This window comes from Kitasatospora arboriphila, assembly GCF_039528095.1.
GTDB lineage: Bacteria > Actinomycetota > Actinomycetes > Streptomycetales > Streptomycetaceae > Kitasatospora > Kitasatospora arboriphila.
Map to the genome: position 1 here is coordinate 20,441 of NZ_BAAALD010000088.1, position 12,218 is coordinate 32,658.

The 12,218-nt window shown below is 74.0% G+C and carries 9 protein-coding genes; 4 read left to right on the plus strand and 5 right to left on the minus strand.

All coding sequences use genetic code 11. The features are described from left to right. Nucleotides 1-85 precede the first annotated feature (85 nt). Nucleotides 86-685 carry a DedA family protein gene (locus ABD353_RS31470; protein ID WP_344627091.1) on the minus strand — a complete coding sequence of 200 codons (600 nt, stop codon included), beginning with the start codon at nucleotides 683-685 and terminating at the stop codon, nucleotides 86-88. A 493-nt stretch (nucleotides 686-1,178) separates the two neighbouring features. On the opposite strand from ABD353_RS31470, the gene ABD353_RS31475 reads away from it, so the two are divergent. Then, nucleotides 1,179-2,351 carry an LLM class flavin-dependent oxidoreductase gene (locus ABD353_RS31475; RefSeq protein ID WP_344627092.1) on the plus strand — a complete coding sequence of 391 codons (1,173 nt, stop codon included), beginning with the start codon at nucleotides 1,179-1,181 and terminating at the stop codon, nucleotides 2,349-2,351. Nucleotides 2,352-2,437: 86 nt separating this feature from the next. Here the strand turns inward: ABD353_RS31475 and ABD353_RS31480 are convergent, their stop codons facing one another. Beyond that, nucleotides 2,438-4,579 carry a putative bifunctional diguanylate cyclase/phosphodiesterase gene (locus tag ABD353_RS31480; RefSeq protein WP_344627093.1) on the minus strand — a complete coding sequence of 714 codons (2,142 nt, stop codon included), beginning with the start codon at nucleotides 4,577-4,579 and terminating at the stop codon, nucleotides 2,438-2,440. Nucleotides 4,580-5,282: 703 nt separating this feature from the next. Then, nucleotides 5,283-5,708 (minus strand): OsmC family protein, encoded by a 426-nt coding sequence (locus ABD353_RS31485; protein WP_030275780.1) that lies wholly within the window; start codon nucleotides 5,706-5,708, stop codon nucleotides 5,283-5,285. A gap of 257 nt (nucleotides 5,709-5,965) precedes the next feature. Between ABD353_RS31485 and ABD353_RS31490 the strand changes: the two genes are divergently transcribed. Further along, complete coding sequence (locus tag ABD353_RS31490; protein ID WP_425555296.1) at nucleotides 5,966-6,340, plus strand: chorismate mutase; 375 nt, start codon at nucleotides 5,966-5,968, stop codon at nucleotides 6,338-6,340. 238 nt (nucleotides 6,341-6,578) lie between these two features. Continuing rightward, on the plus strand, nucleotides 6,579-7,421 hold the full coding sequence (lepB, locus tag ABD353_RS31495; RefSeq protein ID WP_344627094.1) for a signal peptidase I: 843 nt from the start codon (nucleotides 6,579-6,581) through the stop codon (nucleotides 7,419-7,421). Nucleotides 7,422-7,523: 102 nt separating this feature from the next. Here the strand turns inward: lepB and ABD353_RS31500 are convergent, their stop codons facing one another. Together ABD353_RS31500 and ABD353_RS31505 are read right to left on the minus strand one after the other, a co-directional pair. Beyond that, entirely contained in the window at nucleotides 7,524-8,582 is a 1,059-nt protein-coding gene (locus tag ABD353_RS31500) for an EamA family transporter (RefSeq protein ID WP_344627095.1), read from the minus strand. Between the two features lie 67 nt (nucleotides 8,583-8,649). After that, a complete protein-coding gene (locus tag ABD353_RS31505) occupies nucleotides 8,650-11,046 on the minus strand; it encodes a transglycosylase domain-containing protein (protein WP_344627096.1) in 2,397 nt (798 codons plus the stop codon). Between the two features lie 254 nt (nucleotides 11,047-11,300). Here ABD353_RS31505 and ABD353_RS31510 point away from each other — a divergent pair, with 254 nt between their 5' ends. After that, nucleotides 11,301-12,125, plus strand: a complete 825-nt coding sequence (locus tag ABD353_RS31510) for an ATP-grasp domain-containing protein (protein ID WP_344627097.1) — start codon at nucleotides 11,301-11,303, stop codon at nucleotides 12,123-12,125. Nucleotides 12,126-12,218: the final 93 nt, after the last annotated feature.

The following is a 12,218-nucleotide window of genomic DNA, read 5'->3' on the forward strand; positions in this document are numbered from 1 at the left end:
TGGGCCGGGGCGGACCCGGCCCAATCCGGACCGGGCCGGATCCGATCAGGTCGTATCAGGTCGTATCAGGTCGGAGCAGCGGTGCTCAGCAGGCGGCCGCAGCGCGGCGCCGACGGCGGATGACGCGGGCGATGCTGCCGCTGATCAGCGTCGCCGCCGTGCAGGACACGACCAGGCTCAGCCAGGCGGTGTCGAACCAGTGGCTGTTGAGCCAGCCCAGGCTGACGATGTAGGCGGCCCAGACCACGGCCGCCAGCGCGGACCAGCGGAGGAAGATCCGCGACGAGGCCGGCGAGTGCCCGACCGCCAGGTCGAGGACGGTGCGGCCGGCCGGGACGAACCTGGCAATGATCACGATGACCGCAGCGGCCCGGCTGGTGCGCTGCGCCAGCGCCGCCTGCATCCGCTCGACGCTCGTCGCCAGTTCGGGGCGCCGGGCCAGGCGGCGCCGTACGGCCGGAGCCCCGCGGCGGGCCAGGTTCAGCAGCAGGAGGTCGCCGAGGAAGGAGGCCACGGCCACCCCGAGGCCCAGCAGGAGCGGAGCACCCTCGACCTCGGAGGTGCGGAGCACGGCGAGGATCACCAGCGTTCCGCTCGGAAGGAAAGGAAGGAACGCGTCACCGAGCACGGCGCACAGCGCCAGTGCGCAGATCCACGACGGGCCGAGTACGGCTGCGGCGTTCAAGGTCGAACTCCCTCCAGACCGCCCGGGGGAGAGCAGTGCTGCAGGGAGTAACGCTAGCGAGTCGAACTTTCATGCCATGAAGCACCCCCCGTGTGTCGCGGCTCACGGCACACGGCTGAGCCGCAGCCGGTGCGGGCGCCCCGGCGGAGCCGCGCCCCCCGACCGGTCGGCACATGGCACGAGCCCCCGGAGCGGGGTGCCGCTCCGGGGGCTCGCGGGGACCATCGGTGCTGGTCCAGCCCGGTGGTCTTCGTCAGGAGCGCGGTGATGCATGCACCGCACTGATGAGTAACTTTGCCCGATCGCCGTTCCTGACGCGACATCAGGAGCTGGCGACTTCCCGCGCTGGCATGAAGTCGCCAACCGCCGCCTGCACGGGGCGGCCGATCGGTTCGGGAACGAGGGAACACGCCCGCCCGCACGGAGGTTGTCCTCCGTCGTCGGTCGACCGACCGGCGACCAGGAACCCGCGGCGACCAGGAGGACGGGCGGCATGAGCGGCGAGCACACAGGCGGAAGCCAGAACCCCACGGAGACGGTACCGGGCGACCCCGTCCGCGGACGCGCCCGCGGGTCCGCGCCCGCCCCGCTCTCCATCCTCGACCTCGCCACCGTCGGCGCCGGCTACTCGCCGGCCGACGCGCTCACCGCCACCACCGAGCTGGCCGCGGCGGCCGAGAGGTGGGGCTTCCACCGCTTCTGGGTCGCCGAACACCACGGCATGCCCGGGGTCGCCAGCTCGAACCCCGCCGTGCTGCTCGCCCACCTCGGCGCGCACACCCGCACCCTGCGCCTGGGCTCCGGCGGCGTGATGCTGCCCAACCACGCCCCGCTCACCATCGCCGAGCAGTTCGGCCTGCTGGAGGCCCTGCACCCGGGCCGAATCGACCTCGGCCTCGGCCGGGCGCCCGGTACCGACCAGGCCACCGCCCGGGCCCTGCGCCGCGGGCTCTCCGACGGCGCCGACGACTTCCCGCAGCAGCTCGCCGAACTCACCCACTTCCTCGACGGCGACTTCCCGGACGGGCACCCGTACGCCCGGCTGCGCGCCGTCCCGCAGAGCGGGGCCCGGCCGCCGATCTGGCTGCTCGGGTCCTCCGGCTTCAGCGCCCGACTGGCCGGCCGGCTGGGCCTGCCGTTCGCCTTCGCCCACCACTTCAGCGCCGCCAACACCGTCCCGGCGCTGGACCTCTACCGCAGCACGTTCCAGCCGTCCGCCGTCCTGGACGAGCCCTACGCACTGATCGGCGTCAGCGCGGTCGCCGCCGACCGGGAGGCCGAGGCGCTGCGCCTGGCCCGGTCCGCCGGCCTCGCCATGCTCCGGCTCCGCCAGGGCCGCCCCGGTCTGATCCCCACCCCGGACGAGGCCGAGGCACACCCCTACACCGAGATGGAGGCGGACTTCCTCGCGAGCTGGCTCGGCAACGTCGTCCTCGGCACCCCCGGGCAGGTGGCCGACGGCCTGGAAACCCTCCGCAAGCGGGTCGGCGCCGACGAACTCATGGTCACCTCGCACATCCACGGTCACGAGGCCCGCCACCGTTCCTACGGCCTGATCGCCGAGGCGTACGGGCTGACCGCGGCCGTCGACGCCGGTGATGCCGGCAACGTCGGCGGTGCCGCCGGCGCCGCCGACCCGAGCCCCACGGAGATCCCGGCCCGCTGATCCGGGTTCACTGATCCGGGTTCACTGATCCGGGTCCGTCGATCCGGTCCGCTGATCCGGGTCCGCCGATCGCGGTGTCGCCGGGCTCAGTCGGGTTGGCACTCCCGGAGCATGTCCGCCACGATCTCGGCGTCCCCGGGCTTGGCAAAGTACCAGCCCTGGGCGGTGTCGCAGCCGGTGAGCCGGAGCCGCTCGGCCTGGGCGGCGTTCTCGATGCCCTCGGCGGTCACGGTCAGGCCGAGGGCGTGGGCGAGCCGCACCATGGCGCCGACGATCTGTTCGTCCGCCTCGGTGCGCCGGGCCCGGGCGCCGTCGGGGTCGGGGGAGGCGGAGCGTCCGCCGGGGAGGCCGGTCGTCCCGGCGTCGCGGAAGGCCTCGACGAAGGTGCCGTCGAGCTTGAGGACGTGCACCGGGAGCCGGGAGAGGTAGGCGAGGTTCGAGTACCCGGTGCCGAAGTCGTCGATCGCGATCCTGATGCCCATGTCGGCGAGGGCCTGCAGGGCCTGGATAGGGCGCCCGCCCGGGCCGAGCAGGGCGCTCTCGGTGATTTCCAGCTGGAGGAGTCCGGCGGGGAGACCGGTCCGGTCCAGGACCTCCGCCACGTCCGCGACGACGTCGGAGTCCCAGATCTGACGGGCGGCCAGGTTGACGCTGACGAAGGTGTCGGCGTCCGGGAACTCCGCCAGCCAGCGTCTCGCCTGTCTGCAGGACTCCTCCAGCACCCACTTGCCGAGCGGCACGATCGCGCCGGACTCCTCGGCCAGCGGGATGAACCGGTCGGGCGAGAGGGTGCCGTACCGGGGGTGCCGCCAGCGGACCAGCGCCTCGGCGCCGTGCACCAGCCCGTCCGAGAGACCGACCAGCGGCTGGTACTCGACGATGAACTCGCCGCGCTCCAGGGCCGGCCGCAGCGCCGTGGAGAGCAGTTGCCGGGTCAGCTGGTGGGCGCCGCGCGCCGGGTCGTAGAGCGTCCACCGGGCGCGGCCGTCCGCCTTGGACCAGTAGAGGGTGGAGTCCGCGTCCTTCAGGAGGTCGGTCGGGGAGGTGCCCTCGACCGGCCGTTCCACCACGCCGACGGAGGCGGTGACGGCCAGCCGGTGACCGCCGATCTCGAAGGGCTTCTCCAGCGCCTTGATCAGTCGGCCGGCGAGCGAGGTGAGCTGCTCGGAACCTTCGCTGTCGGTGATCAGGACGGCGAACTCGTCGCCGCCGAGCCTGGCCACCAGCTGCCGGTCGCCACGGGCGAAACCGTTCTCCAGCCGGGCGGCCACCGCGACCAGCAACTGGTCACCGACGTGGTGGCCGAGCGTCTCGTTGATCACCGCGAAGCCGTCGAGGTCGAGGTAGCACAGCCCGATCCGGGGATGCCGCTCGCCGTCGGCGGCCTGCGCGGCGCCGTTCGTCGCGCTCTTGGGGGCCCCGCGTACGCCGGAGCCGTTCGCAGTGCCGACAGCACCGTGGCCGTTCGCGGAGCCGGCGGCTCCGGAGCCGTTCGCAGGTCCGGCGGCACGGGCACCGTTCACCGCGCCCGCTCCGGCGCCCCCGGAGCCCTTCACCGCGCCGCCCGACCCGGAGCCGTTGAGCGCCGCGGCGGCCGTGGTGAGCGTGCCGTCGGCCGAGCCGCCGCCGGCGGGCCTGGCGCTGCCCGCGGGCCTGCTGCCGCCCGCCGGCACCGGGCCGGTCACCGCCGTCGCCCCGGACTCGGTCCGGCCGCGGTCCGTCCGGGCGCCGACGGCGAGGAACGCGGCCTCCAACCGCTCGAAGAAGAGCGTGCGGTTCGGCAGCCGGGTCAGCGGATCGTGCAGGGCCTGGTAGGCGAGCCGGTCGCCGAGGAGCCGCTGCTCGGTCACGTCCTCGACCATGGCCAGGGTGTAGAGCGGGTGCCCGGCGCCGTCCCGGATCAGGGAGAGGGCCACCTTGCTCCACACCGAGCGGCCGTCCCGGTGCTTCAGCCGCTTCTCGACACGCAGCCGGTCCCGCTTGCCCTGCACGAGGTCCCGGTAGAGGCGCCGCGGGGTGTCCTCGGGCTCGATGATCTCGTGGATGTGGGTGCGGGCGAGGTCCGACGGCTCGCGGCCCAGCATCGCCGCGAAGGCGGGGTTGGCCTCGATGATCCGGTCGTCCGCGTCGATCAGGGCCATCCCGATGCCGGCGTCCGCGAACGCCGCCCGGAAGCGGGACTCGCTCGCCCGGAGAGCGGCCAGCAGGCGTGCGGTGCTGCCGCCCACCGGCCCGGTGCAGGTGGGACAGGAGAGCAACGGCTCGACCGGCAGGGCCGATTCGATCCCCGGCCGGCCCGACGAGTGCCCTACCGGCGACTGTCCCACCGATGACTGTCCCACCGATGACTGCCCCACCGGCGGCGACTGACCCGCGGGGCCCGCCTGGGCCCCGGTGCCCGCCCGCTCGGCGGTGTGCTGCTCGGGGCGCCCGGGCGGCGAGTGCGGGGGCTCGGGGCGGCCGTGGCGCGCCCGGTTCAACTCCTCGTGCCGCACACCCGTGTGGTGTGCGTCGACCCCCTCGTTTCGCCCCGGCACGGCATGCTCCCGTCCGCTGCTCCCGCTGATCCGGACGGCTGCCGTAGTGCAGTTGTCCGTGTCCACGGCGGTCCACGCCCTCGTCCGATCCAACCCCTCGATCGAAACCCCTCGGGTCGGGCCACCGCCGCCGATCATAGGCGTCGCGGAGAATCGGCGGCGACCGCCGCCAGGGTGATTCGTCGGCTTTCTGACGGAGCGTGAGTGGACGCGGCACCGCCCCCGCCCGCCGCGGAACGGCGGTGGACGGGGGCGGGTGCGCATACGGCCTGCTCGTCCGGTGTGTGACCGGGCGGACGGAGGTCCGGTGTGCCGCTGGTGGGCGTCGCGGCACCGGGGCGGTGGGAGCGTTCCGACGATTTTGGGAGCGCTGTCACCGACGGCGTGTCGCGGGTCAGGCCAGCTTGGCGGTGAGGGTGATCGTGGTGCCGGTGAGGGCCTGGCTGACCGGGCAGTTGGCCTTGGCGTCCTCGGCGGCCTTGACGAAGCCCGCCTCGTCGAGGCCGGGAACCTCGCCGGTGACCGTCAGGTGGATGCCCGTGATGCCGGTGCCGGGCTGGAAGGTGACGTCGGCCTGGGTGTCCAGCTTGGTGGGCGGGGTGCCGGCGCCGGCGAGGCCGTGCGACAGGGCCATCGAGAAGCAGGAGGAGTGGGCGGCGGCGATGAGCTCCTCGGGGCTGGTCTTCCCGTTCGGGGTCTCGGCGCGGGCCGGCCAGGACACCGGGTACTCCCCGATGCCGGAGGAGGCGAACGTCACCACGCCCTTGCCCTCGAGCAGGTTGCCTTCCCACGCGGTGCGTGCGGTACGGGTGGTTGCCACGATCAGGTACCTCCAGTGCTGGGAGAACTGCTGGGTCGTCACGTCCTGTGGCGCCGCGCCCAGCCTACGCGGCGATTGTCCGCCCGGACGGGCGCTCGGCCGCACCCGCCACGCGGGGCCGCCGGATGTCCGGATGGTGGACGCTTGGTCCGAAAGGTGGGAGTTCGGGGGGTGCCCCCTGTTAGATTTGCCGAGGCCCGCGCCGGTTTCCGGCCGTCGGGCGTGTCCAGCCCCGCCAGCTCCGGAGCGATTGTCCGATGACCGATCAGCCCACCGACCCCGCCGCCGACGCCGTGGCCGCCGATGTCGCCGCCGCGGACGCCGCCGAGGCGATGGCGCAGGTCGACGAAGCGGTCCGCGCAGAGCTGACCAGCCTGCGCGAGAGCATCGACAACATCGATGCGGCGGTCGTCCACATGCTGGCCGAGCGCTTCAAGGCGACCCAGCGCGTGGGCCGGCTGAAGGCCGACCACAAGCTGCCCCCGGCCGACCCCGCCAGGGAGCGCGAGCAGATCACGCGCCTGCGCGAACTCGCCGCCGGTGCGCACCTCGACCCGGTCTTCGCCGAGAAGTTCCTGAACTTCATCATCGCCGAGGTGATCCGGCACCACGAGGCCATCGCCCGTTCCTGACCGGATGCTGTCTGTACACGGCACCGCCGTATGCGGAGCAGTCGCACACGGCGCCGCCTCGCCGAACCCCTGTCCGGATGTCGGATGCGGCTAAATACGGGATTTCCCGTGTACGGCCCACGGCGCTAGCGTGCTGTTCTCTTCGACCGGCGATCTCGACCCACCGGCGGGGCAGTCGCCGAGCCGGCCCGCCGGGCCCCGGCGCGGCCCGGCGGTGGCGCGGAGGGTGGCACTGCAGATGACCAGCTACGTGGGCACCCCCGGCGCGGAGCCGTCGACGGGCCCCGAGCCCTCCCGGCGCCCGGACGGTCCCACCGGCACCACTCCCGCCACCGACGCCGGTGCCACCCCCGCCACCGACGCCGGCACCACCCCCGGCAGCGGCAGCAGCATCGACGGCGGCAGCGACACCGGCAGTGGCGGCGGCCGGAGCCCCCGGCGCCGCTGGCCCTGGTGGGTCGAGCTGCCGGTGATGGCGGCCATCGGCCTGGTGGTGGCGCTGGTGATCAAGACCTGCCTGTTCCAGGTGTTCACCATCCCGTCCGGCTCGATGGAGAACACGCTGCGGGTCCACGACCGGGTGGCCGTCAACAAGCTGGCCGTCCTCACCGGCTGGGAGCCGAAGCCGGGCGAGCCGGTGGTCTTCCGCGACCCCGGGAACTGGCTGCCGAACCAGCCGGACACCTCCGGCACCCTGCCCGGCGCCTTCGACGCCGTGCTGAGCTTCGTCGGCCTGCTGCCGCCGAAGGACGACAACTACCTGGTGAAGCGGGTCATCGCGACCGGCGGCCAGACCGTCCAGTGCGCCGGGACGGTGCTGCGCGTGGACGGGCACCCGGTGGCCGAGCCGTACCTGCACGCCGGCGACGACTCCTGCTCGGGCCTGGACTTCGGGCCGGTGACGGTGCCGCAGGGGTACGTCTGGGTGGAGGGCGACCACCGCAGCAACTCGGCGGACTCCCGCTACCACCGCGACGGGCCGGGCGACGGCGCCGTCCCCGTGGCGAACGTGGTCGGCCCGGCCGCCGCCGTGGTGTGGCCGCTCGGACACGTCGACTGGTTCGGCTGGTCCGGCCGCTGACGCCGGACCGACGGGTCTGACCGGCGCGGACCGGACTGACCAGCACGGACTGGCCAACGCGGACCCGGCCGGGCCAGCCCACCCACTCAGCCGCTCAGCCGGTCAGGCGGATCCCCGGACGGCGTCCTGCGGGGCGTCCTCGACGCCCAAGTCGCCGCCGGAACCGTCGGAACCGCCGACACCGCCGACCCGCTCGGACGCGCCGCCGCCCGAGGCCACCGTCCGCTCCGGTTCGGTGCCGGACTTGCTGGTCTGGGCGGCGAAGGCGCCCGCCAGCACCAGCAGGCCGCCGAGCAGCTGCGGTGCGCCGAGGTGTTCGCCGAGCAGCACCCAGGCGAGGACGGTCGCGACCACGGCCTCCAGGTTGGCGACCACGCCGGCGATCGGCGGCGACAGGTGCTGGACGGCGACCACACCGGTCAGATAGGCGAGCACCGTGGCGACCAGCACCATCCAGGCGGCGGGCAGCGCCGCGGGCAGGCTGTGGCCGTTCATGGTGACCGAGCCGCCGAGCAGGCTCCAGTCCGCCTCCCACGGCCGGGTGAAGACGGTGAGCACGACGGCTCCGATGAGCAGGCCGTACGCGCTGACCGCGATCGGGTCGATCGGCTTGTCGCCGCGGCGGCCGGCGTCGGCGAGCACGAAGTAGCCGACCTGGCAGCAGGCCGCGCCGAGTGCGAAGACCACGCCGAGCGCGTCGAAGGAGAGCCCGTTCCAGACCTCGACGACGCAGGCCAGGCCGGTGACGGCGACGCCGGCGCCGATCGCGGCCCCACGGGAGACCGGGCGGCGCTGCACGAACTTCACGTAGCCGAGCAGCAGCGGCGGGCCGAGGTACTCGATGAGCAGCGCGACGCCGACCGGGATGCGCGAGATCGCCGCGAAGTAGCAGGCCTGCACGCCGGCCACGGCCAGCAGCCCGAAACCGAGCAGCAGGCCCGGGCGCTGGCGGACGGCGTCCCGGTGCCGGTAGGCGAGCGGCAGCAGCACCACGGCGGCGCCGGTCACCCGCAGCCACACCACGTGCAGCGGCGAGAGGCCCGCCTCGATCAGCGGTTTCGCGGCGGTGCCGGAGCCGCCGAACGCGAAGGCCGAGAGCAGGGCGAGGGAGAGGCCGAGCGAGCCGATGCCGCGGGCCGGGGTGGGGGAGGAGCTGCGCACCGACGCATTGTGCCAGTCCGTGGACGCACTTGGTAAGGCGCCATCTCACGTGATGGTCCTGTGCGAGTTACCCCCGGCCGCCCGGCGCGGTGCCCGTCCCGCCGGACCCCGACCCCGAACCTGACCCCGTCCCGCTCGTCCCGCCCGAGCCCGAGCTGCTGCCCGAACCGGACCCGGTCCCGCCCGAGCCCGAGCCCGAGCCGGATCCCGTCCCGGTGCCGGACCCGTAGCCGAGCAGGCCGCCTCCACCGGTACCGTCCGAGCCCGTCCCGCCGCCCGAGGAGCCGCTCCCCGTCCAGGGGCGGCCCGCACCCGGCGTGGCGCCCGTCGACGCCCAGGGGCGCTCGGGCTGCCGGGTGGCGTCGTCCTCGGCCGGCGCACTGGCGGCCGGAGAGGAGGGGGCGGTGGACGGGGTCGCGGAGGCGCTGCCGGTCGGCGTGGACTCGGTCGGCCGGGTGCGCACCTGCTTCGGCGCCGTGAAGTCGGAGACCGGCTCGCCGGACAGCGCGGCCTTCATGTAGGCGGTCCAGATCAGGGTGGGGTAGCGGCCGCCCGCGGCCTCGCCGGTGCCGCCGACCCCGTCCAGGGTGACCTGGGCGCCGGTGGCCGGGTCCTGGCCGAAGAGCGCGACGGCCGTCACCAGCTCGGGGGTGTAGCCGACGAACCAGACCGACCGGGAGTCGTCGGTGGTGCCGGTCTTGCCGGCGGCCGGCCGGTCGAGGGCGCCGGCCCGCCAGCCGGTGCCGCCCGGGTCGTCGACGACGCCCTGCAGCATCGCGGTGGTGGCCCGGGCCGCCTCGGTGCTGACCGCCTGGGTGGTGCTGTGCGCGGGCAGCGGCACCTGCTCGCCCTCCACCCCGACGGACTTCACCAGCCACGGGGTGATCTGCTTGCCGTCGTTGTCGAGGGCCGCGTACACCCCGGCCATCTGCAGCACGCTGGGCGTGGCCGCGCCGAGCGGGATGGACGGCACCGCGGACAGCCCCGGGGTGTCGGCGGGCAGGCCGAGCGCGACGGCGGTCTTCCGGACGGTCTCCAGCCCGGTGTCCTGCGCGAGCTGCGCGTAGACCGAGTTGACCGACCAGTCGGTGGCCTGCTGCAGGGTGATCTGCCCGTAGTCCTTGCCGCCCTCGTTCGGCGGGGCGTACGGGGTACCGGTGCCGCCGCGGACGGCCCGTCCGCTGGTGCCGTCGTACACGGTGTCGGCGGTGATCCGGCGGCCGGCCTGGGTGCGGGCCTCGCTGTCCATCGCGGCGGCCAGCGCGATCGCCTTGAAGGTGGAGCCGGCCTGGTAGTCCTGCCGGGTCGCGTTGTCGATCCAGTGCTGGGTGGCGTCGCTGCCGCCGTACAGCGCGAGCACCGCCCCGGTCTTCGGGTCCAGCGAGACGGCGCCCGCCTGGGCGTCGGCGTCCTTCTTGCGCTTCGCCGGGTCGAGGTTGCCGGTGAGCTGGCTGCGGACGGCGGCCTGCAGCTGCCGCTCCCGCTCGGCGTCCACGGTCAGGGTGATGGTGTAGCCGCCCTGGGCCAGCTGGGCGTCGGTCAGGACGTGCTGCGAGGTCAGGGAGTCGGTGGCGGCGGAGACCAGGTAGCCGGCCTGCCCGGAGAGGCCGGGCGCGCTCTTGGGCTCCTTCACCTCGGGGAACCGGATGGCGGCCCGCTCGTCGGCGGACAGCCAGTGCTCCTGCACCATGCCGTCCAGCACGTAGTTCCAGCGGTTCGTCGCGTTCTGCTCGCCCTGCGGGGTGGCGGTGGCGACGTCGTAGGCGCTGGGCGCGTTCAGCAGCGCGGCCAGGTAGGCGCCCTGGGCGGCGTCCAGCCGGTCCGCGTCGATGCCGAAGTAGGCCTGGGCGGCGGCCTGGACGCCGTAGGCGCCGCGGCCGTAGTACGCGGTGTTGAGGTACCCGGCGAGGACGTCGTCCTTGCTCTCCGTCGCGTCCACCTTGATCGCGATGAAGAGCTCCTTCACCTTGCGGGTGACGCTCTGCTTCTGGCTGAGGTAGGTGTTCTTGACGTACTGCTGGGTGATCGTCGAGCCGCCCTGGGTGGCCTTGCCGGTCGCGGTGTTGAACGCGGCCCGGGTCAGACCCTGCAGGTTGACGGCGCCCTCGTGGTAGAAGTTGCGGTCCTCGGCGGCCAGGGCGGCGTGCCGGGCGGCGGGGGAGATCCGGTCGAGCGGCACGTTCTGCCGGTTGGTCTGGCCGGTCCGGGCGATCAGCGTGCCGTCGGAGTACAGCCAGGTGTTGCTCTGCGCCGTCGCGGCGGCGTGCGCGTCCGGCACCTGCACCAGGGCCAGCCCCAGTGCGAACAGGCCGGCCGCGAGCAGCACCGCCGTCACCGAGCCGGCCAGCGCCGCCCGCCAGGTCGGGACCAGCCGCCGCCAGCCGCTGCGCCGCTGCGCCGTCCGGCGGCCGGACCACCGTCCGCGGGGCGCGCCGGGACCGCTCTGCTGCGAAGTACGGGGCACCGGAGTTCCCTTCCTGCGAGCCCCGCAAAGGTCGCTCACCCGTCGGACGGCATGGACCGTCCCACCCTGCCTGATCGACTTGTCAGACGTTAGGGACTTATGTCCCATTTTTCCTTACCGTTCCCTCGCCTCGCGGCCGCCGCCGCGCCGACCCGCTCCGTGCCGACCCGTGCCGTCCCGGGTGCCCGCCTCGCCCGCGGCCCCGCCGCGACGCGGCAGGTAGGGTGCCCGGACCCGCCCGCACGAGGAGCACCATGGCCCGCCCGAGCATCCTGTACGTGACCGACCTCACCTACCCGGCCCGCGGCCGGCGCTACGGCGACGAGGACACCCACCTCTCCGCCGCGCTGCGCACCGACTTCGCCGTCGCCCTGTGCCACCCGCTGGATGCGGCCGGTCTGATGGACTCCTTCGACGGCGTCGTGGTGCGCAACAGCGGCCCGGTGCTGCACTACCAGGAGCAGTACGACGCCTTCCGGGCCGAGGCGCTGCGGCGCGGCACCCGTGTGTTCAACGAGCTGACCGGCCGTGCGGACATGGCCGGGAAGCAGTACCTGCTCGACCTGTCGGCCGGCGGCCACCCGGTCATCCCGACCGCGGAGGCCCCGGACGACCTGGGCCGCCTCCCCGACGTCGCCGAGTACGTGGCCAAGCCCAAGCTCGGCGCCGACTCCATCGGCCTGGAGGTCGCCGGCCCGGACCGGATCGCCGAGATCGCCGCGGCCGGCGGCATGCTCGTCCAGCCCCGGATCGACTTCCGCTACGAGGTGTCCTTCTACTTCGTCGACCGGGAGTTCCAGTACGCCCTGCACACCCCGGACAAGGACGTCCGCTGGCAGCTCGCGCCCTACCGCCCGAGCGCGGAGGACCTCGCCTTCGCCCAGCACTTCGTGGACTGGAACACCGTCGACCACGGCATCCAGCGCGTCGACGCCTGCCGCACCGCCGACGGCGAGCTGCTGCTCGTCGAGCTGGAGGACCTCAACCCGTACCTCTCGCTCGACCTCCTGGAGGCCGGGCAGCGGGAGTCCTTCACGGCCGCGATGAAGGACTCCCTGCACCGCCTGCTGCGCCGCTGACCCGGACGGCCGGGACAACCGGTCCGGTCCGGGAACGTCGAAGGCCCCCCGCTTTCGCGAGGGGCCTTCGACCGTCTGTGCGCCGCCAGGGAC